This window comes from Pseudomonas arabinosi (assembly GCF_047758675.1).
GTDB classification, from domain to species: domain Bacteria; phylum Pseudomonadota; class Gammaproteobacteria; order Pseudomonadales; family Pseudomonadaceae; genus Aquipseudomonas; species Aquipseudomonas arabinosi.
On the sequence record NZ_CP180480.1, the window covers coordinates 6,165,053 to 6,186,324 of the forward strand.

A 21,272-nucleotide genomic window follows, 5' to 3' on the forward strand; every position below is an offset into this window, starting at 1 on the left:
GTTTTCGGTGGGGGGTTTGGGGGGGCTGCGGCCCTTGACTGTTGGTTAAACATGGAGAGACCGGGATGGTATTTTCATCCAACGTGTTCCTGTTTTTGTTCTTGCCGATCTTTCTCGGCATGTACTACTTAAGCGGAATACGCTATCGCAACCTGCTGCTGCTGATCGCCAGCTACATGTTCTATGCCTGGTGGCGTGTGGACTTCCTTGCGCTGTTCGCAGCCGTCACGCTGTGGAACTACTGGATCGGCCTCAAAGTCGGTGCCGCAGGCGTTCGGACCAAACCGGCACAACGCTGGTTGCTCCTGGGCGTGGCCGTCGACCTGTGCATTCTCGGCTACTTCAAGTACGCCAACTTCGGCGTGGACAGCATCAACGCGATGATGACCTCCGTCGGTCTGTCGCCGTTCATCCTGACCCACGTGCTGTTGCCGATCGGGATCTCGTTCTACATCTTCGAGTCCATCAGCTACATCATCGACGTCTACCGTGGTGACACGCCGGCGACCCGCAACCTGATCGACTTTGCCGCTTTCGTGGCGATCTTCCCGCACCTGATCGCTGGTCCGGTGTTGCGCTTCCGCGATCTCGCCGACCAGTTCAACAACCGCACCCACACCCTCGACAAGTTCTCCGAAGGTGCGACGCGATTCATGCAGGGCTTCATCAAGAAGGTCTTCATCGCCGACACCCTGGCGGTCGTGGCCGACCATTGCTTCGCCTTGCAGAACCCGACCACGGGCGATGCCTGGCTCGGCGCGCTGGCCTACACCGCGCAGCTGTATTTCGACTTCTCCGGTTACAGCGACATGGCGATCGGCCTGGGCTTGATGATGGGTTTCCGCTTCATGGAAAACTTCAAACAGCCGTACATCAGCCAGTCGATTACCGAGTTCTGGCGTCGCTGGCACATCAGCCTGTCCACCTGGTTGCGTGACTACCTGTACATCACGCTGGGCGGTAACCGTAAAGGTACGCTGATGACCTATCGCAACCTGTTCCTGACCATGCTGCTCGGTGGTCTGTGGCACGGCGCGAACATCACGTACATCATCTGGGGCGCCTGGCACGGCATGTGGCTGGCGATCGAAAAAGCCCTCGGCCTGAATACCTCGCCGCGCAGCATCAACCCGATCCGCTGGGCGCTGACCTTCCTGCTCGTGGTCATGGGCTGGGTGATCTTCCGCTCGGAAAACCTGCACGTTGCCGGTCGTATGTACGGCGCGATGTTCAGCTTCGGCGAATGGTCACTGTCTGAACTCAACGCGGCCAGCCTCACCGGCCTGCAAGTGGCGACCCTGGTGGTGGCTTACATGACCCTGGCGTTCTTCGGCATCCGCGACTTCTACAGCAACCTGCCGCCTGAGAAGACCAAGCCTGTTGTGAACGTCGAGGCCGATGGCCCGGCTGCCGCGACCCCTGGAATGATCAAAGCCGTACCGGGCGACAACCCGGGCAGCATCCACCAGCCTGGCTACACCGTCGGCGTTGAAGCGACTGTGCAACCGGCCTACTGGACTGCGGACTGGTCTCGTTACGTGATGCGCACGCTGGTACTGGTGCTGTTCATCGCCTCGATTTTCAAACTCTCGGCGCAAAGCTTCTCGCCGTTCCTTTACTTCCAGTTCTGAGGGATCTGACTATGACCCGCTCATTACGCATCCTCTACATCGCCCTGTTCATGGTGACGCTGTTGGTCCTTGGCGTGTGGTCCACGCGCAGTTTCCTCGGCTTCAGTACTTCTGCCGAAACGACGGTGCTCAACGGCCGCTGGACCAAAGCCGTGGAAACGCATTACGACGAAGAGTTTCCGATCAAGCGCCTGGGCACCAACCTTTGGGCTGCGCTGGATTTCAAACTGTTCAACGAAGGTCGTCCGGGCGTCGTGCTCGGCCGCGATCAGTGGTTGTACAGCGATGAGGAATTCAACCCGATCGTCAACGAAGAGCTGAACCTGCAAGGTAACTACGCGCTGGTTGAAGGCGTGCGCCAGGAACTGAAGGCGAAAGGCGTGAAACTGGTCATGGCGATCGTGCCGGCCAAGACTCGCCTGTACCCGGAACACCTGGGTGAAGTGAAGCCTTCGAGCATCCACGCCAACCTCTATGAGGACTTCCACGCTCGTGTGGCGGCTAACAAGGTCCTCGCTCCCGACCTGTTCGGCCCGATGCTGAAAGCCAAGCTGGACGGTCAGCAAGTGTTCCTGCGCACCGACACTCACTGGACCCCGGAAGGCGCGCAAATCGCTGCCGAGACCCTGGCGAAATCCATTACCGACAAATACCCGCTGAGCGGCGAGCCACAGCACTTCGTCACTGAACCTGCGGAGAAGGTGACGCACAAGGGCGACCTGCGGTTGTTCCTGCCACTGGACCCGCTATTCGAAAACCTGATGCCGAAACCAGAGCCGTTGCAGAAGCGCAACACCGTTGCGGCGCAGGACCAGCCTGCCGCTGATGACGCCCTGTTCGCCAACACTGAAGTGCCGGTGGCCCTGATCGGCACCAGCTACAGCGCCAACCCCAACTGGAACTTCGTCGGTGCGCTGAAACAGGCGCTGAACAGCGACGTGGTCAATTACGCCGAAGACGGCCACGGCCCGATTCTGCCGATGCTCACCTATCTGAAAAGTGATGCTTTCAAGAACAGCCCGCCACAGGTGCTGATCTGGGAGTTTCCTGAACGTTATCTGCCTGTGAACAACGAAATCGGTGACGCCGACCCGCAGTGGGTCGCAGAGCTCAAAGAAGCCGGTGCTCGCCAACAAAACGTAGCCGCAAACACTAAATCCGAGACGCCCGACCGGGCGCAAAACTGAAAGAGAGGTACACCATGACTTTCACTACTACTCCTCGCCGTCTCGCCAAGACCTTCGCTCTCGTTGCTGGCATGAGCGTGTTGTCGATGTCCGCCTTCGCTGGCGACGCCGCACTCTACGGCCCGACTGCACCGAAAGGTTCAAGCTTCGTACGTGTCTACAACGCCGGTAACGCTGAAGTCAGCGCCACCGTCGGCACCACCAACCTGAGCGAAGTCGCGCCGCTGTCCAGCAGTGACTTCAGCTTCATGCCGGGCGGCGACTACAGCGCCAAGGTCGGTAGCCAATCCCTGCCGGTGAAACTGGCCGGTGACCACTATTACACCCTGGTCAACAACGCCAGCGGCGCACCGCAACTGATCGAAGAGCCGCCGTTCAAGAACAAGCAGAAATCCCTGGTTCGCGTGCAGAACCTCAGCGACAAGGCCCTGACCCTGAAAACCGCTGACGGCAAGACCGAAGTGGTTCCGACCGTGGCGGCCAAAGGCCGCGGCGAGCGTGAAATCAACCCGGTTAAAGTCAGCCTGGCACTGTACGACGGCGCCACCAAGGTCGGCGACGTGAAGCCAGTTGCCCTGGAACGAGGCGAAGCCGCGGTGCTGTACGTCACCGGCAGCGGCAGCAGCCTGTCGCCAGTCTGGGTGAAACGCCCGGTTTCGACGCGCTAATCATTTTGCCGGGTAGCCCACGGGCTACCCGGACACGGAATAAGAACAAGAGTGAAACGACAGAACGCAGTAGCTCTGACCCAATCGATTTTAAGGAGTAACAACATGATTCCGGTAATCTTGTCAGGTGGTAGTGGCTCACGTCTTTGGCCGCTTTCGCGTAAGCAATTCCCTAAGCAATTTCTCGCCCTGACCGGCGAACACACGCTGTTCCAGCAAACCCTGGAACGCCTGGTGTTCGAAGGCATGGACACCCCGATCGTGGTCTGCAACAAGGACCACCGCTTCATCGTCAACGAGCAACTGAGTGCCCGTAACCTGGACACCCAGCGCATCCTGATGGAACCGTTTGGCCGCAACACCGCTCCGGCCGTTGCGCTGACCGCGATGATGCTGGTCAACGAAGGTCGCGACGAGTTGATGCTGGTGCTGCCAGCCGACCACGTGCTGGAAGATCAGAAAGCCCTGCAACGCGCGCTGGCCCTGGCCACGGTCGCTGCAGAGAACGGCGAAATGGTGCTGTTCGGCGTACCGGCCACCAAACCGGAAACCGGCTATGGCTACATCAAGTCGACCAATGATTCGCTGCTGCCGGAAGGCGTCAGCCGCGTCTCGCACTTCGTCGAAAAACCGGACGTGAAACGCGCCACCGAGTTCGTCGAGTCCGGCGGTTATTTCTGGAACAGCGGCATGTTCCTGTTCCGCGCCAGCCGTTTCCTTGAAGAGCTGAAAAAGCACGATCCGGACATCTACGACACCTGCCTGCTGACCCTGGAACGCAGCGTACAAGATGCCGACACCATCGACTTCGACGCCGCCACCTTCGCCTGCTGCCCGGACAATTCCATCGACTACTCGGTGATGGAAAAAACCCAGCGCGCCTGCGTTGTACCGCTGACTGCGGGCTGGAGCGATGTCGGCTGCTGGTCGTCGCTGTGGGAAGTGAATGAAAAAGACGCCAACGGCAACGTCACCAAAGGCGATGTGGTCATCCAGGACAGCAAAAACTGCATGATCCACGGCAACGGCAAACTGGTGTCGGTGATCGGCCTGGAAAACATCGTGGTCGTCGAAACCAAGGACGCCATGATGATCGCCCACAAGGACAAGGTCCAAGGCGTGAAACAGATGGTCAACACCCTCAACGAGCAGGGTCGCAGCGAAACCCAGACCCACTGCGAAGTCTATCGTCCGTGGGGTTCCTACGACTCGGTGGACATGGGCGGCCGCTTCCAGGTCAAGCGCATCTCGGTCAAACCGGGCGCGTGCCTGTCGTTGCAGATGCACCACCACCGCGCCGAACACTGGATCGTGGTCAGCGGCACCGCTGAAGTGACCTGCGACGAAAACGTGTTCCTGCTCACTGAAAACCAGTCGACCTACATCCCGATCGCCTCGGTCCACCGCTTGCGCAATCCGGGCAAGATCTCGCTGGAAATCATCGAAGTGCAATCGGGCAGCTACCTGGGCGAAGACGATATCGAGCGGTTTGAAGATATCTACGGTCGCTCCAACCCGATCGAACGCGGCGTGTCGGTGAAAACCATCGCGCAGTGATTGATCTGTAACACAAGAAGCCCCCGTCCGACCCGCTGCGTTTCCCTATCCGCAGCGGGTTGGGTGGGGGCTTTTTTTATCCATTGACTCATTTCTTCGCTGTGACCACCTGCTTGGCCATGGTCTTTCTGATCTTCGTCTGTGAATAAACGGAAACAGCAGCGTTCGAGCGATTGAACAATCCCGTTTTGCCTGGCGCGTAGCGCTCGATACTGCTCGACCCTTGAATGGTCTGATAATGAATATTCCAGACCTGTTGTTTTCGGTCGTACTTCATAAAAGCGAAGCCGGTTGTGACTTGTTCCTGCTGGCCTTGCCCGTCCGGGGCATATCCGTAGTCCTGAAACTCCATCGCCGCGCCGAGCCCCATCCCATGTTCCCGTGCAGAAAGTTCATTGTATTGCGAGTTTTCCTTCGAACCCTCCACATGCCGAACGCGAAGCACGTTGTCGTTTAGTTGATCCACCGTCAGGGAACAACCACTGAAGCCTGGCGTGAATACATGATCAGGATCGGTTCCCGTGGGCTTTAGCGGTATATCAACATAACCGCCCTGAGGAGCCCAGAAACCTGAGACCGCATTGTCTTTGTCGGGTATCTCGCCTTTCGGAATGTCGACGATTCTTAATGCATTGAACGCCCCTTTGCTCTCTCCTGAAAAAGTGAGTTTGTCCATGGTGAAGATAAACTTGCCCCCGCCACTTTTATTGTTCACCCCTGAAACAATAGTGTCCGAATAGCGACCGGGGACCGGGTCCAGAAACTTGGTGCTAACCTCCACCCGGTTAAACTCGCCTACCTCCAGGGCTTTATGAATGTTGGTCGGTTTACCGGTCGCCGGCACACTCAAATTTGGTTTGCCCCTATCGATATATCGCGCGCCCGGAATGTCGCGCGCAGCACCCGCTGCAATGACCGGCTCCCACAATCCGTTGGCCAGTTTTTTTCGCGAGACGGCTCCATCATCATCAATAAAGGTAACCGGGTTGTTCAGGGCCATCCGATACAGGTTCAAGCCATCCACCGCGCCTGCCGGATCCGGGTTGAGCCATCGCTGCAGCCACGGCATGTAGTACCGAAATCCATAGTAATAAAGCCCCGTTGCATCCCGCTCCTTCCCCGAATACCGAACGGTTTTGTAATCTCCATCGGTGTCGTTCGGCCCGGCAGACCAGGCCGTCTCACCAAACGGGTAGTAGGTTTCCCGGCTGATGATCCGCGCATCATCGGCGAGTTCCAGCGTGCAGGAGTTCAAGTGATCAACCAGGTTGTAACGGTACTGATCGTTGGTCACGCCGGACGGCGGATCGGTTTCCCAATGCAATACCCGAACACTGTTGAGCCCGGCCTGCGCGGTGATGACCTCTAGTACCTTTCCGGTGCCGCTGTCGGCGCGAATTTCCACCCCAGGTAAATAACGCACTTCAGCCACCACGGTTCGGATATTGGTTTGTAACGAGCGGATTTTTCGCACGCGCTGACCACCGCCATCGTAGACATAGGACTCTTGATCATTGAGCCCCGAGTCGCGCTCCACTGGGCTGATCGACTGCAACTGGTTACGCAGGTCCCAGGTCAGGAATCGCCCCTGATCCAGTTCCAGTAAATTGCCCTTGGCATCGAACGCAGCGGCGATTGCTTCCTCGGTGGGCGGCACACCGTTGCGCCAGGGCAAACAGCGGTTGCTGTACCGCGCCGCCTTCAATTCACGCCCCGGATTTTGCGCCCCGACGTGCGTCAGCTTCAGCAGGTTGCCGCTTTCATCGTAACTGTAGGTCTGGCGGTAGTTGCTGACCGCCGCTGGATCGGCCTGCCCCACGGATGCCGGTCCCTGGTTGGGGCCGCCCGCCTCCCAGCCAGAAGCCTCGATCAATTGGTAAAGGCTGTCGTAGCTAAAGCGACTGATGGGCTCGATACGCTGGTTGGCGAAGTAACGCACCGGCAGTGCCTTGTCCTCGATGCTCAGGACGTTGCCCATTCGGTCATAAAGATAAATCAGATGCTGCAACGTCCCGGCATGGTCGCTGTACGCCCGTCGCTCCGTCAGGCGCCCGCTCTCAGGGCAATACTTGAGGGTCGTTTGTACATCGTTACCCGCCACTTCCCGTTCAACCTGCCCCTCGGCGTTGTACTGGATATCGCTGACCAGCGTTTGCCAGGTGGTCAGCCCCTGAAGTTGCAGGCGCGTCTCACGCAAGCGGCCGTCAAGGGTCAGGCTGAAGATCTGGCGGTTGCCCTTGGCATCGACCTGTTCCAGCACATCATTGAGCGGACCGAAATTCCACGTCGAGATGGCGCCCTCCCCCGGTTCAAGCAGCCGCTGGCGATCGGCTTCCAACGCCGGCCAGTCAGGTGCAACAGGGTCCAGGGTGAAGTGACGGACTTGCTTCACGCATTGGTCGGTGATTGAAAATGCCTCGAACAGCACCGTCCCTGCGGGGGCGTCATGACGGATCAACTGCCCGCATTGATTCTGGACGCCATGATCGGGACCGCCATAGGCCATGCGTTCAACCGCCCTTCGCGGTTCAGTCACGCCTTGCTCGAACACTGCCACGGGGCGAAGCAAGTCGTCGTACTCGACCTCGCGTCTGGTGCCTCGGCGGTCCCACCCCAGCAACACCTCATTGCCTAGCCCCGGCAGGTTGAGCTGCCAACCGGCATCGACGCTGTCAGTGAACAGCGCGTTACCCGACAGCGAAAACACCGTCGAGAGGTTGGCGGGTGTCAGCGGCTCTTCTTGTTTCAGTGCCCAAAGCCGCGGATCCCATTGTTCAACCCCACGTCCTGCAGCATCGTAAAAAGTGCGGTTGATACGTACCTGAGTGGGGTCGTCTTCGACGGCGCGCCAATAATCAACCGAACGGATCGGCAGACCACGCGGGTCGACAACGGACAATCCGGGGGTTTTGTGGTGCATTTCCATCATCAAGGCCTGCATGCCGGTGGCGTCCTTGTTTACCAGCGGTCATCTAACCGCTACGGGACAGGTCAGGCTACTGTCAGAAATTACAGTGCCGACGAACGGTAAAGGACCTTGATCGACGCATGTCCATTCCTTCGGCCCTTCGGTAGGATGGTGGTCATGAGTTCAAGGAGCGTTCAAACATGTTCATCGGCGTCCTGCTGGTCATCACCTGGCTGATTTTGTTGCTGCGCTACCCGACCAAGGCGTTGCCGGTCTCCGTGGCAGCGGCCATTGGGTTGGGTCTGGTGGCAACGTGGGTGATCTGGATGGACAGCCGCGAGGTCAAGCAACTGGCGCGCCTGGAGTTGCGCATCACCTACGCGCCCGAACACTGCCCTGCGGACCGACCGTTGCTATTGAAAATGAACAACGGCAACGACGTGCCGCTGACCGAACTGCGCTGGCGCATCGCAGCCTATGCACCGGGCGATACGGTGAATCTGGCCGACAATCAATACGCCGCACCGCGCTATCGCGGCCCCGGCGAACTGCAGGCCGGCGCGAACTGGGAAGACTGTTTGCCCCTGCCGCCTCTGCGCCCTGGCTATCGCCCGCAAACACTGGAGTTTCGCGCCGAGCGTTTGCAGGGTAGTTTCTCCGATTAATCCCCTATCTCTTTTTGCACAAGGACCGCGCCATGCCCGTTGCGTTGATTACCGGTTGTTCCAGCGGCATTGGCCGCGCCCTCGCCGATGTGTTCAAAAATGCCGGATACGACGTCTGGGCCAGCGCCCGCAAGGCTGAAGACGTGGCAGCCCTGACCGCTGCCGGTTTCACCGCCGTGCAACTGGACGTCAACGACGGCGCCGCACTCGAACACTTGAGCGAGCGCATCAACCAGCAACATGGCGGCCTCGACGTGCTGATCAACAATGCCGGTTACGGCGCCATGGGGCCGTTGCTCGACGGCGGTGTGCCGGCCATGCAGCGGCAATTCGAAACCAATGTGTTCGCCATCGTCGGCGTTACCCGCGCCTTGTTCCCGGTGCTGCGTCGCGCCAAGGGTCTGGTGGTGAACATCGGCAGCGTGTCCGGAGTTTTGGTCACGCCATTCGCCGGCGCCTACTGCGCCTCGAAAGCGGCGGTGCATGCCTTGACCGATGCGTTGCGCATGGAACTGGCGCCGTTTGGCGTGCGGGTCATGGAAGTCCAGCCGGGCGCCATTGCTTCCAGTTTTGCCAAGAATGCCGGTCATGAGGCTGAGCAGTTGATTACCGAACAATCGCCTTGGTGGCCGCTGCGTGACGGCATTCGCGCGCGGGCCAAAGCCTCTCAGGACAACCCGACCCCGGCCAGTGAATTTGCCACCGGTTTGCTCAAGGCCGTGCAGCAGAGCAAACCACCGCGCCTGATTCGTCTGGGCAATGGCAGTCGGGCGTTGCCGTTACTGGCGGGGTTGTTGCCTAAAGGGCTGCTGGAGGCAGGGTTGATGAAGCGGTTCGGGCTGAAGGGGCAACTTCCATGACTGATTACACCGAATACTTTGATGAAGTGATCCAGGCTCACGTCGCCATTGAGCAGTGGTTGGCCGAGGAACAGGACGAACCGGCACTTGAACAGTTGCTGACGCGTTTTTCACCGCAGTTTTCCATGGTCTCGCCGTTGGGTCGGGTGCTGGATTTTGACGCGTTGAGCGAATTGTTTTTGATGGCGGGCGGGAAGAAACTCGGATTCAGAATTGAGCTCAGCGAATTGCGCGGCATCGCCCTGTATGACAGTGGCGCGGTGGTGAGTTATCGCGAGCAGCAGACCGACGCAACCGGCCTGCATTCTGATCGTCGCTCGACAGTGGTATTTGAGAAACAGGCCTCCGGCCAGGTTATCTGGCGGCACTTGCAGGAGACGTTTTGCAGCAAGTAAGTAGTCGCAGACGCGGGGACGGTGAAATTGCAAAACCGCTTGATGTCCGTAAAATGCCCCGCGAGAAGTTCCAAAGACCTCTTACACAAAGAGTCTAGTTAAACCAAGGACGAGTCCCCATGACCAGCACAAGGAAGCTCTATAAAAGTGCACCTATAACGTATCCCTCCGCGCCACTTCATCATTCAAAACGCCTATAACTTACGATCTCGCACTTCGGACAATCACGTATTTTTTACGCGTATCCAAGTCAGGGACATCTTGAAAATCCTGATTATTTTTTTAATCAGGCTGGGGACATCACTTGAAATTTCATCACTTCCTGCCACTGGCAGCCGTCACCGTACTCATCGGCTGCAGCACCCATCCGGCTGAATCCGACCTCAATGACACACTGCCTAAATTGACCCTGCAGCAGGTTTTACCCGCCGCAACGGCCAATGAATACTGCAACAGTACAACGGACAGCGACATTGCCTATGGTGTCGGCTACAACTTGTACAACGAAGACAAACTTCAGGAAGCCAAAAGCTGCCTGATCATGGCAGCCCCCAAGCACGACAGAGCCTTTTGCTATTTGTCGATGATTGCCGAGCAAGAACATTCCAGAAACACGATCGACAGAAACACTGAAGCCTTCAACTATCTGGCTTATTCCGCATCACGAAATGACTGGTGCGCCGAATATGGCATGTATCAAAACTTCACCGAGGGCCGTCGCGGTACCACGCCGGATCAGGCGCTGGGGGAGCGCTGGCTGGAACGCTCTGCCAAGCATGGTTATCCGGACGCACAACAGACATTGGCCATGCACTACACCAGCCGAGGCGACCTGGCCTCAAGTTATGCCTGGGTCAAAATCATGAGTATCGGGGATGATCCGAGCAACGCTCAGACCCTGAAGGAAAGGATGACGCCGGAGCAAGTCGCTCAAGGCGACAAGCTATTTGTCGAGCTGAGAAAAGTCGTTGCCAGCAAGCAAGCCTTGTATGAAGAAGCCCGGGTAGAAGAGGCTGTTATTTTTGCCGCGGATATCCATACAGAGTCGCCTGATACGTTCAAAGGCATGTCGCCCGAAGCGCGCCAGAACTTTGTCAGAACAACCATTGCCACGGCACGTGAACGCGAGCTCTTTAAAAAGCGCGGTGCCGTCAGCAATTACGTCATCGTCGCGTGGCATGCACAGCAGCAATATCCGTCGGTCGATATCGCGCAAAACAAGCAGATCGTTACGGTACTGAATAACCTCGACCTGAGCGCGGATGAAACCGTCACTCAATCGCTGGCCATTCTGAAAAAAACCTACCCATAAAGCGGTGCTCTGTGCACCTTGCGATGACCACAAGGTGCACAGATTGATCAGTGGGAACCAGGCCTGTGGATTAATGGCGGTCTTGTTGATTCACCACCACCGTGCACGTAATCCCCGCCGCCAACAGCACACCCTCCGGCACTTCATCAATGTGAATCCGCACCGGCACCCGCTGCGCCAAACGCACCCAGTTAAAGGTCGGGTTCACATCGGCAATCAGCTCGCGACTCTCCGGGTTATCACGGTCGTAGATGCCGCGAGAAATGCTTTCCACATGCCCCTTCAACACTTCCCCGCTCATGAGTTGCATGTCGGCTTTATCGCCGACCCGCACGTGGGGCAATTTGGTTTCTTCGAAGAAGCCGTAGACCCAGAACGAGTTCATGTCGACCACGGCCATTTTCGCTTCACCGATGCGCGCGTAATCGCCGCGATGCACATTGAGATTGGTCACGTAACCGTCCACCGCTGCGCGGACCTCTGTGCGTTTGAGGTTCAGTTCGGCGGCTTCGAGCTGCGCCTGAGCGTGCTGGTAATCGGCCAGGGCCGAGTCGGCGATGTTGCTGGCGTCATCACGGTTTTCCCTGGAGATCACCAGGTTGTCCATGTCGGCGCGGCGGTGGGCATTGACCTTGCGCATCTCCCACGTCGACTTGCGTGACGCTACCAGCGACTGTGCCTGTTTGACCGCAATGCGGTAGTGCTCGGGATCGATCCGCATCAGCAAATCGCCCTTCTTCACCTGTTGATTGTCGCGCACTGGCACGTCCACCACTTCCCCGGTGACGTCGGCGGCGACGTTGATGATGTCGGCGCGCACCCGACCATCGCGAGTCCACGGCGTGTCCATGTAATGCACCCACAGGGTCCGGCCGATCCACATCGCAAGGGCCAGCACCAACAGGGTGGCGAGCAGGCTGAAAAGCTTTTTCATCAGGGCCTTCTTCAGTGATAGAGAGTCAACGGTAAACAGTCAGCGCCAGAGCGCCGAACAGACAGGTAAACAAACTCAGGCGCAGCAGCGCCGGGTGCCAGAACAAACGGTACAGATCGAACCCGGACAGGAACCGATCAAGTGCCCAGGCCAGTGCAGCCGCAATGAAAAACATCAGGGTCATGGTCGGCATGTACACGCCGTGGAAGGCGATTTCACGAGGCATGTTCAAGTCCTTGAGGCTTGGTGTTGGTGTAAGCCGCGAGCGGTGATTGCGGGTCCAGCAACGAAGTGCGGATGAAGTGCAAATAGCTCTTCACCCGACGCAGGGCCGAGGTGTCGAAGTGCGGCGCGAAAGGTTCGTCGGTGGCTTGCACGCGGCTGATCGCGTGATCGACGGCGATCAGTCCACGCTCCAGATTGCTCTGGCTCGGTTGCAGAAACAGCCGCACCAGCGAGCGGCCCATCACCCGGATTGCCTGACGCCACGGTTGGGATTCGGCATAGGCCGGATGCACCGGCAGGATCGCCTGCTCCTTGCGCAACTCGATGATCGCGTGGCCGACTTCCAGCACCACGAACATCCAGCGCAGCAAGTCCCGTTGCACCTGCGGCTGCCCCGCCGCGAGACCGTAGGCCTGATGCAGCAGGTCGCGGGTGCTGCTTTCGAAACTCGACGCCAAACCCTTGAGTTTGCCGCTGATGGCGTACACCACCTGGCCACGCAAATCCTGCTCCAGCCGACGCCACAACCAGCGGCTGTTCGGCGGCAGAATGATCGCCCCGGCCGCCGCGCACACCAGCATGCCGAGCACCATGGCGATGTAGTCATTGATGAACGCGTAAGGGTTGTAAACGGTGAGGTTGTCCGGCACCGAACCGGTGCTGAAGAAGATCAGCAAACCGAGACCGACACCGGCGTATTGCGGCCGTGAAGTCAGGAACGAACCGAGCACGATCACCGGTGCGAGCATCACGCAGAGCAACGGAAAACCGTCGATCCAGGGGAAGATGAAAAACATCTCGACGAAGCCGATCAGCGCCCCGAGGAGCGTCCCGCAAGCCATCTGAAAGGCCATGCGTTTTGGATTCGGTGTCGCCGCTGAGAGGCCCACGGTAGCGGCGGCAATCAGGGTCATGGTCGCACCGCTCGGCCACGCAGTGGCGACCCAATAGCTGCCCAGAACCACCAGAATGAACGCCGCGCGAATCCCCGAGGCGGCCGACGCCATCCAGTTGGTTTGCGGGGTGAACGGCTCATCCCATTGCTCGCGCGCATGACTGTGATCGGCCAGCGACGCGTGGGTCTGTGCATAACTGTGCAAGTCGTCGACGAAGCGATAGAGCAGCTCGTACGCGGTATGAAAATCCAGCTGCTCGGCGTCGCTCGGGTCGCTCTCCTGAAATACCGTCCGCAAGCTGCGAACGCGTGCCGGCAAACCTTCTTTATAGGCGGTCAACGCGATCACCAGACGCCCTGCATCAGCGTTGGTCAGCGCGCGGCCGCTGAAGCCGTCGAGCAGTTCGGCGAGGTCTTGCAAACCCGGTTTGATCGCCGCGACCACGTGATCGGTGCCGCTGCTGCGCAAGCGTTCGAGCAACTGGTGCAAGGCGTTGAAACGGGTGGTAATGCCCATGAACTCGCTGTTCAAGCGGCTGAGTCGACCGTTGCGTCGACGCATGTGCGGGTCTTCGAACACGGTGACACTGCGCAGCCCTTCCAATCCGACAGCCTCGGCGATGAAGCGCACGTTGCTTGCCTCGAAAGCCTCCCGTTTACTCCGACCGCGCAAGCCATCGGTGACGAATAGCGCGAACACGCCGAAGCGCTGATACAAGGCGTTGCGCATGGCGGCGCTGGCGGATTGCGGCATGATCGCGGCGCTGACCAGCGTGGAGCAAATAATCCCCAGGGAGATTTCCAGCACCCGCCACACGGCGGCCATGAACGCGCCGTCCGGGTGCGCCAGTGCGGGCAAACCAACCATCGCGGCGGTGTACCCGGCGAGCACAAAACCGTAGGCGCGGAAGTTGCGATAGCGCGCCGCGCCCGCTGAACAGATGCCCACCCAGATCGCCAACGAACCGAGGAACAGCTCGGTGTTCTGCGCAAACAAGGCAATCAACGCGACCATCACCGCCGAGCCGGCCAATGTCCCAAGGAAGCGATAGAAACTCTTGGCCAACACGTGGCCGCTTTGCGGTTGCATGACGATGAACACAGTGATCATCGCCGTGCGCGGCTGCGGCAACTCCAGGCGCATGGCCAGCCACAGGGTCAGGAACGCCGCGAACAAGACCTTGAAAATGTAGACCCAGGTCACGCCATCGCTGCGCGCCCAGTCGAAGAAACCCCGGCGCCATTCAAGGGAATACAGCCAGCGCAAAGGTGCGGGCAAGGGAGTCATGAAATCCTGCTCATAGAAATTAAGACCGGACACGGCACCTGTGGGAGCGAGCTTGCTCGCGATAGCGGTGTGTCATTCAACATCTCTGTTGCTGATCCACTGCTTTCGCGAGCAAGCTCGCTCCCACAGGGGTATGTGTTCAATTCGAGATACTTTTAAGAAGAGTCGGGGTTTTCGGTGCCGCGGTCTGGCTGTCTTTCGGCACATCGTCGCCCGCGCCCAATCCACCGCCCAAAGCCGTCACCAATTCCGCATGAGCACTCAGTCGCGCCGCCTGCACCTGCTGCTGAACCTGCTGCTGTTTGAACAACAGCGTTTGGGCGTTGAGCACGTTGAGGTAGTCGGTGAGGCCGCGCTGGTAGGCGATCATCGCGATGTCATAAGTCTTCTGCGCAGTGGCCACCGACTCGGCAGCAAAGGCCTGTTGCTTGTCCATGGATTCGCGGCGGATCAACTGGTCAGAGATATTTTTCAGTGCGTTGACCAGCGTCTGGTTGTACTTGGCCACGGCGATGTCGTAACCGGCCGAAGCTTCGCCCAGCTCCGAGCGCAACCGGCCGCCATCGAAGATCGGCAACGAGATCGCCGGGCCGACGCTGTAGTTGAGCTTCTTGCCAGTCAAAAACTCCAGCGCCCCGCCGCCGGTGGCCATGTAGCCAAGGCTGCCGACCAGGTCGACGTTGGGGTAGAAACCGGCATGGGCGACATCAATACCGCGCGCCTGGGCCGCCACTTGCCAACGACTGGCAACCACGTCCGGGCGTTGGCCGAGCAGTTGCGCGGGCAAGGTCGACGGCAACCTCAGTGCTGCGCCCAACGACAACGTCGGCCGTTGCAACTGCGCACCCTCCCCCGGGCCTTTGCCCGCAAGGGCCGCGAGCTGATTGCGGCTGAGGGCGATTTCTTCGTCCAGCGCATCGATCTGGCGGTGTGTTTCCGGCAGCGGCGTTTCGGCCTGACTAACTTCGAAATGGGTGCCGATTCCACCGTTCAGGCGCTTCTGCGCCAGGTCGAGAATTTGCTGCTGCTGTTTCAAGGTCGCGGCGACGATGTCCCGTTGCGCGTAATGCAACGACAGCTCGATGTAGGCGCGCACGATGTTGTTCTGCAATTCGAGCTGGGCCAGACGCGCTTCCGCAGCAGTCATGTGCGCCATGTCGACGGCGCGCTCGGTGGCGTTACTTTCACGGCCCCAAAGGTCGAGGGCATAGCTGAAGCCCAGCGCGGCATTGTTGTCCCAGGTGGTGGTGTTCGCCAATTCGCCCGGTCCGTAGAACTGATCAGTGGGCCAGTTGTGGCGTTTGAGGGTGGATTCGCCATTGATCTGTAGCGACTCGGCGGACTCGGCGATCCCGGCCATGGATTTGGCCTGACGCACTCGCGCCGCCGCCATGGCCATGGTCGGGCTGCCTTGCAAGGCGAGGTCGATCCAGCGGTTCAATTGCGGGTCGCCATACGCCTGCCACCATTGGGCGGTAGGCCAGTGAGCGTCCTGTGCAGCGTTCTGAATGGCTTCGTCGGTGGCCAATGAGTTGGCCTCGAGTGCCTTGCCCTGCGGGGCAATACCTCCGGTACCGATGCAGCCGCTGATTGCCAGGGTTAAAGTCAAAACACTGAGCGTCTGAAGCGCTCTGTTGATGCGACGCGGCACTGCTGCGATTTCCTGAACTGAGGGAGATCCCCTGTAGGAGCTGTCGAGTGAAACGAGGCTGCGATCTTTTGATGTTGCCTTTAAAAGCAAAGATTAAAAGATCGCAGCCTCGTTTCACTCGACAGCTCCTACAGAGGTGGCCGCAATTCTAGGGGTGGGTTTGGATGGCGATAAGCTGGGAATCCTGTGAATCTTTGTTACCGTTAACGCGATAATCCCTTGGTCGGGGTCTCAGTCGCCGTAACTTCGTGTCACAATTTGCCATCGCCTCCGAGAGCACCCCATGGACACTTTGCAAAACATGCGCGCCTTCAGTCACGTGGCCGAGGCCGGCAGCTTCACCGCCGCCGCCGTGCAACTCGACACCACGACGGCCAACGTTTCGCGCGCGGTCTCCAACCTGGAAGCCCACCTGCAAACCCGCCTGCTCAACCGCACCACCCGACGCATCGCCCTGACCGAAGCCGGCAAGCGCTATCTATTGCGCTGCGAACAGATCCTGGCCTACGTCGAAGAAGCCGAAGCCGAAGCCAGCGACGCCCACGCCCGCCCGGCCGGGCAGCTCAAGGTGCACACCATGACCGGCATCGGTCAGCACTTCGTGATCGACGCCATCGCCCGCTACCGCAAGACCCACCCCGACGTCACCTTTGACCTGACCATGGCCAACCGCGTGCCGGACCTGCTCGACGAGGGCTACGACGTGTCCATCGTCCTCGCCAGCGAACTGCCGGACTCGGGCTTCGTCTCCCAGCGTTTGGGCATCACCTACAGCATCGTTTGCGCCTCGCCCGCGTATGTGAAAGCCAACGGCTGCGCGCAGAAACCCAGCGATTTGCTGAACCACGCGTGCCTGCGTTTGGTAAGCCCGGTGATTCCGCTGGAGAAATGGACCTTCGACGGTCCTGAAGGCCAGGAAATGGTGACCATCAATAGCTCACCGTTTTTGGTGAATTCGGCTGATGCGATGAAGACAGCAATCATCAGCGGCATGGGGGTCGGGGTTTTGCCGGTGTATGCGGCGATTGAAGGCTTGCGCAACGGGACGCTGGTGCGGGTGATGCCGAACTACCGGTCGCAGGAATTGAATCTGTATGCGATCTACCCGTCGCGGCAGTATCTGGATGCGAAGATCAAGACGTGGGTCGAGTATCTGCGCGGGTCGTTGCCGGAGATTTTGGCGGCGCATCAGGCGGAATTGGTAGCGTATGAGTTGAGTGGGAGCATGGGTGGGGTTCGGGTGGCGAACTGATTTCGCAGAACCCTGTGGGAGCAAGCTCGCTCCCACAGTTAAGCGAAGGACACCCGGAAATCCGGGTACTCGCATAAAAGCGAGGAAGAATGTTAGCGTGCTTGGCATTCACCTGCGCCCGAGAGCCCTCCTCCCATGAAAAAGACCGTCCTCGCCTTCAGCCGCGTCACCCCCGAAATGATCGAACGCCTGCAGCAAGACTTCGACGTCATCGTCCCGAACCCGAAAAACGGCGACATCAACGCCCAATTCAACGAAGCCCTGCCCCACGCGCATGGCCTGATCGGGGTCGGTCGCAAACTCGGTCGCGCACAACTGGAGAGCGCCGCCAAACTCGAAGTCGTCTCCAGCGTCTCGGTCGGCTACGACAACTACGACGTCGCCTACTTCAACGAACGCGGGATCATGCTCACCAACACCCCTGACGTCCTCACCGAAAGCACCGCCGACCTGGCCTTCGCCCTGCTCATGAGCAGCGCCCGCCGCGTCGCCGAACTGGACGCCTGGACCAAGGCCGGCCAATGGCAAGCCACCGTCGGGGCGCCATTGTTCGGTTGCGATGTGCACGGCAAGACCCTGGGCATCGTCGGCATGGGCAACATCGGCGCGGCCATCGCCCGACGTGGGCGGCTGGGCTTCAACATGCCGATCCTCTACAGCGGCAACAGCCGCAAGACCGAGCTGGAGCAAGAACTCGGCGCGCAGTTCCGCAGCCTTGATCAACTGCTGGCCGAAGCTGATTTCGTTTGCCTGGTGGTGCCGCTCAGCGAAAAAACCAGACACCTGATCAGCCATCGCGAACTGGCGTTGATGAAGCCAAGCGCGATTCTGGTGAACATTTCCCGCGGCCCGGTGGTGGACGAACCCGCCTTGATAGAAGCCCTGCAAAACAACCGGATTCGCGGCGCCGGGCTGGACGTTTACGAGAAAGAGCCGCTGGCCGAATCCCCTCTGTTCCAGCTGAAAAACGCGGTGACATTGCCGCACATCGGCTCGGCGACTCATGAAACCCGCGAAGCCATGGCCAACCGTGCCTTGGCTAACTTGCGCAGCGCTTTGCTGGGTGAGCGACCGCAAGATCTGGTGAACCCACAAGTGTGGAAAGGCTGATCAAAACGGGCAGATGTTTTTAAACATCTGCCCACTGGGTTACACAACTTGCAATTCAGTCAACCCACGTAAAGCAGTTAAGCAGTTAAGCAGTTAAGCAGTTAAGCACTATAAACTCCCCGCAACTTATCCGACTCAACGGAAAACAGTGACGGAGAACACAAGCTTGAACAACCTTACAACCGACAAGCTCATCAGATATATAAAAACCCTGCTCATTATCTATATAAGCTTTTTTGGCCTGCTCGTGATGTACAGCAACTTCACCGACTACGCATCAAACTATGAATACGTCGGCCACGTGCTAAGCATGGACACCACCCGGAGCAACCCCACACTGAGTTACAGGGCAATCACCTCGCCCATGCTTCACCACCGAATTTACTGGTTGATTATTACCTTGGAAGTTACCTTCACGACCTATTGCCTGATAGGCGCCTTTCATCTTTATCGACAAATAAACGGGTCTGCGGAAGAATTTCACGAGGCAAAAAAGTTTTCACTCATTGGTTTAATGATTGGTATTTTTGTCTATTACGTTTGCCTGCAGGTTATCGGAGTCGAATGGTTCAACATGGACACCTCACAAGTATGGAACGCCAAGGACTGGGCTCGACATATAGTTGACTTCCTACTTCCATTGCTGATATTCGTCGCGCTCCGGACCGAGCGCTGAGCTACCTCAACGCTCCACCCGAACCTTTACGCGAGCTTGCCGTTCCCTTGCACCATCGGCGCCCTGGGCTTACGAAACACCAGCACATTGCCCAGCATCACCAGTACCAAACCCACCAGCGCGGGCGCGGTCCATTGGTAGCCTTCGGCAAACGCCGACACGTTCAGCGCCACAATGGGGAACAGCACGGTGCAATAGGCTGCGCGCTCCGGCCCCATCCGCCCGACCAGCGTCAGGTAGGCGGTGAAACCGATTACCGAACCCGGAATCACCAGGTACAGCAGCGAGCCGATGTAGCGCGCATTCCATTCCATGTCGAACGGAATGCCTTTGACCAGGCACCACACCGACAGCATGGCCGCGCCATAGGCCATGCCCCAGGCATTGGTGGTCAGCGGTTTCAAGCCGGCCTTCTGTTGCAGGCTCGACAGCATGTTGCCCGCCGAGAAACACAGCGTCCCGAGCAATGCCAGCCCCAGCCCGAGCAAGGTTTGCGGGCTCGCGGTGTGGCCCGCCACCTCAGGCCAGAACAACAGGCCAAGCCCAAGCAGCCCCAGCGCACCGCCCATCAATACATTGCGAGCGACTTTCTGGCCGAAGAACACGCGTGCATTGAGCGCGTTCCACAACGTGGCGGTGGAAAACACCACCGCGACCAGACCGCTGGGGATCCATTGGCTGGCCGTCAGGAAACACATGAAATTGATGCAGAACAGGCACAACCCCTGCGCCAGACAGATCAGATGCCCGCGACGGTTCATCACTTGCAGGCGGCGACTCAGCAGCAGCATGACGAACAGCACCAACGCCGCGAGGCCGAAGCGATAAACGATCGACACCGGAATCGCCACCACGCCCAGTTGCCATTTCAAGGCAATCCAGGTGGTGCCCCAGATCAGCACGGTCAGCAAATACAACGACAGGTTCATGGCAAAGCTCCTCAATAGGGGCTAAGTGTCCTGCGCCAAGGCCTTTCGCACTTGCATAAACTTGCGCTTTTGTCGGGCCACAGGCTGGCAGCCGAACGGCTACGGAGTAGGATGCAAGGCGTCAAAGAGAAGCCATCATGCCTGCACTGGAAACCCTGCAAGTCTTTCAAGCCCTCAACCGCTCGCCCAATGCTCGCCTCGAGCACAGCGCCGAGCTCGGTGACGGCATGGCTGCAGCCTTGTGGAGCAATCATCACGACGCGCAGGATTACGAGGCGCCAAGCCACCACACCCTGTCCTGCTACATCGCCGGCGGCACCGGGACCTTTCGCCGTGACCAGCCCGGCACCAAGGGCGGCCCCGACAAGCTGTGCATCCTGCCGGCCGAGCATCAATCGGGCTGGGTGATCAACGGCGACATTCGCCTGGCGCACGTGTATTTCAGTCCCGAGCAATTCGCCCTCGGCTGCGTCACGCTGCTGGACCGCGAACCTCGCGAACTGCAGCTGCGTGAAGCCACCTTTCTGGACGACCCGGCGCAAGCCCGGCGCTTTCGGCAAATGCTCACACTCAACTGGGACGAACCCGGCGAACGCGTGCTCACCAGCAGCCTGGCCCATGAAATGCTCAGCCACGTTTTGCTCGGCCAGGTCGGGATGCGTGAGGGGTTGCGGCTCAAGGGTGGACTGGCGGCGCATCAGCGGCGGCAGTTGGTGGAGTTCATCGACAACCAATTGGCCGAGGCCATCAGCCTGGGGCAGTTGGCGGCGTTGTGTGCGTTGTCGGAATACCATTTTGCGCGGATGTTTCGCGAGAGCTTTGGGTTGCCGCCGCATCAGTATGTGTTGGCTCGCAGACTGAGCCGGGCGCGGGAGTTGTTGCGTTCGACGTCGCAGCCGTTGGGGGAGATTGCATTGGCGTGCGGGTTTGCCAGTGCGAGTCATTTCACCAATCGGTTTCGTCAGGCATTGGGTGGAACGCCTGGAGAATATCGGCAGGCGTTTTTGCGGTAGGCCTGAAGATTATTGGTGCCTGTCAGGCCGACATCGCGAGCAGGCTCACTCCCACATTTGGAATGCATTCCCCTGTGGGAGTGAGCTTGCTCGCGATGAACGATGACGCGGTCTGC

18 protein-coding genes are annotated in these 21,272 nt (G+C 59.0%); 12 read left to right on the forward strand and 6 right to left on the reverse strand.

Features of this window, described 5'->3' with window-relative positions; genetic code table 11:
- Positions 1 to 65 precede the first annotated feature (65 nt).
- The 4 genes from ACMXYJ_RS28675 to ACMXYJ_RS28690 all read left to right on the forward strand — a co-directional run bounded on the left by ACMXYJ_RS28675 (position 66) and on the right by ACMXYJ_RS28690 (position 5,043).
- Positions 66 to 1,631: an MBOAT family O-acyltransferase gene (locus tag ACMXYJ_RS28675; RefSeq protein ID WP_415757856.1), complete on the forward strand. Its 1,566-nt coding sequence runs from the start codon at positions 66 to 68 to the stop codon at positions 1,629 to 1,631.
- Positions 1,632 to 1,642: 11 nt separating this feature from the next.
- The gene (locus ACMXYJ_RS28680; protein ID WP_415757857.1) at positions 1,643 to 2,818 is read left to right on the forward strand and encodes an alginate O-acetyltransferase; all 1,176 of its coding nucleotides are present in this window, start codon (positions 1,643 to 1,645) and stop codon (positions 2,816 to 2,818) included.
- 14 nt (positions 2,819 to 2,832) lie between these two features.
- Entirely contained in the window at positions 2,833 to 3,486 is a 654-nt protein-coding gene (locus tag ACMXYJ_RS28685) for an alginate O-acetyltransferase AlgF (protein ID WP_415757858.1), read from the forward strand.
- Positions 3,487 to 3,591: 105 nt separating this feature from the next.
- Positions 3,592 to 5,043: a mannose-1-phosphate guanylyltransferase/mannose-6-phosphate isomerase gene (locus tag ACMXYJ_RS28690; protein ID WP_415757859.1), complete on the forward strand. Its 1,452-nt coding sequence runs from the start codon at positions 3,592 to 3,594 to the stop codon at positions 5,041 to 5,043.
- Between the two features lie 88 nt (positions 5,044 to 5,131).
- Here the strand turns inward: ACMXYJ_RS28690 and ACMXYJ_RS28695 are convergent, their stop codons facing one another.
- Positions 5,132 to 7,984, reverse strand: a complete 2,853-nt coding sequence (locus tag ACMXYJ_RS28695) for an RHS repeat-associated core domain-containing protein (protein ID WP_415757860.1) — start codon at positions 7,982 to 7,984, stop codon at positions 5,132 to 5,134.
- Positions 7,985 to 8,151: 167 nt separating this feature from the next.
- Between ACMXYJ_RS28695 and ACMXYJ_RS28700 the strand changes: the two genes are divergently transcribed.
- From ACMXYJ_RS28700 to ACMXYJ_RS28715, 4 genes are all read left to right on the forward strand, one after another.
- The gene (locus tag ACMXYJ_RS28700) at positions 8,152 to 8,616 is read left to right on the forward strand and encodes a multidrug transporter (protein WP_415757861.1); all 465 of its coding nucleotides are present in this window, start codon (positions 8,152 to 8,154) and stop codon (positions 8,614 to 8,616) included.
- A gap of 32 nt (positions 8,617 to 8,648) precedes the next feature.
- A complete protein-coding gene (locus tag ACMXYJ_RS28705; RefSeq protein ID WP_415757862.1) occupies positions 8,649 to 9,476 on the forward strand; it encodes an SDR family oxidoreductase in 828 nt (275 codons plus the stop codon).
- Positions 9,473 to 9,871 (forward strand): DUF4440 domain-containing protein, encoded by a 399-nt coding sequence (locus tag ACMXYJ_RS28710; protein WP_415757863.1) that lies wholly within the window; start codon positions 9,473 to 9,475, stop codon positions 9,869 to 9,871. Before ACMXYJ_RS28705 ends, ACMXYJ_RS28710 begins: the two co-directional genes overlap by 4 nt.
- A gap of 304 nt (positions 9,872 to 10,175) precedes the next feature.
- Positions 10,176 to 11,183, forward strand: a complete 1,008-nt coding sequence (locus ACMXYJ_RS28715; protein WP_415757864.1) for a hypothetical protein — start codon at positions 10,176 to 10,178, stop codon at positions 11,181 to 11,183.
- Positions 11,184 to 11,253: 70 nt separating this feature from the next.
- Here the strand turns inward: ACMXYJ_RS28715 and ACMXYJ_RS28720 are convergent, their stop codons facing one another.
- The 4 genes from ACMXYJ_RS28720 to ACMXYJ_RS28735 all read right to left on the reverse strand — a co-directional run bounded on the left by ACMXYJ_RS28720 (position 11,254) and on the right by ACMXYJ_RS28735 (position 16,176).
- Positions 11,254 to 12,117, reverse strand: a complete 864-nt coding sequence (locus tag ACMXYJ_RS28720; protein WP_415757865.1) for an efflux RND transporter periplasmic adaptor subunit — start codon at positions 12,115 to 12,117, stop codon at positions 11,254 to 11,256.
- Positions 12,118 to 12,142: 25 nt separating this feature from the next.
- Positions 12,143 to 12,343, reverse strand: coding sequence for a DUF1656 domain-containing protein (locus ACMXYJ_RS28725; RefSeq protein ID WP_415757866.1), 201 nt, complete (start codon positions 12,341 to 12,343; stop codon positions 12,143 to 12,145).
- Positions 12,333 to 14,525, reverse strand: coding sequence for an FUSC family protein (locus ACMXYJ_RS28730; protein ID WP_415757867.1), 2,193 nt, complete (start codon positions 14,523 to 14,525; stop codon positions 12,333 to 12,335). Before ACMXYJ_RS28730 ends, ACMXYJ_RS28725 begins: the two co-directional genes overlap by 11 nt.
- Before the next feature lie 139 nt (positions 14,526 to 14,664).
- Positions 14,665 to 16,176: an efflux transporter outer membrane subunit gene (locus ACMXYJ_RS28735; RefSeq protein ID WP_415757868.1), complete on the reverse strand. Its 1,512-nt coding sequence runs from the start codon at positions 16,174 to 16,176 to the stop codon at positions 14,665 to 14,667.
- 283 nt (positions 16,177 to 16,459) lie between these two features.
- Between ACMXYJ_RS28735 and ACMXYJ_RS28740 the strand changes: the two genes are divergently transcribed.
- The 3 genes from ACMXYJ_RS28740 (at position 16,460) to ACMXYJ_RS28750 (ending at position 19,214) form a co-directional block, all read left to right on the forward strand.
- Positions 16,460 to 17,428: a LysR family transcriptional regulator gene (locus ACMXYJ_RS28740; protein ID WP_415757869.1), complete on the forward strand. Its 969-nt coding sequence runs from the start codon at positions 16,460 to 16,462 to the stop codon at positions 17,426 to 17,428.
- Positions 17,429 to 17,563: 135 nt separating this feature from the next.
- Complete coding sequence (locus ACMXYJ_RS28745) at positions 17,564 to 18,538, forward strand: 2-hydroxyacid dehydrogenase (protein WP_415757870.1); 975 nt, start codon at positions 17,564 to 17,566, stop codon at positions 18,536 to 18,538.
- A gap of 166 nt (positions 18,539 to 18,704) precedes the next feature.
- Entirely contained in the window at positions 18,705 to 19,214 is a 510-nt protein-coding gene (locus tag ACMXYJ_RS28750; protein ID WP_415757871.1) for a DUF2165 family protein, read from the forward strand.
- Positions 19,215 to 19,240: 26 nt separating this feature from the next.
- Here the strand turns inward: ACMXYJ_RS28750 and ACMXYJ_RS28755 are convergent, their stop codons facing one another.
- Complete coding sequence (locus ACMXYJ_RS28755) at positions 19,241 to 20,143, reverse strand: DMT family transporter (RefSeq protein ID WP_415757872.1); 903 nt, start codon at positions 20,141 to 20,143, stop codon at positions 19,241 to 19,243.
- 137 nt (positions 20,144 to 20,280) lie between these two features.
- Here ACMXYJ_RS28755 and ACMXYJ_RS28760 point away from each other — a divergent pair, with 137 nt between their 5' ends.
- Complete coding sequence (locus tag ACMXYJ_RS28760) at positions 20,281 to 21,156, forward strand: AraC family transcriptional regulator (protein ID WP_415757873.1); 876 nt, start codon at positions 20,281 to 20,283, stop codon at positions 21,154 to 21,156.
- Positions 21,157 to 21,272 lie beyond the last annotated feature (116 nt).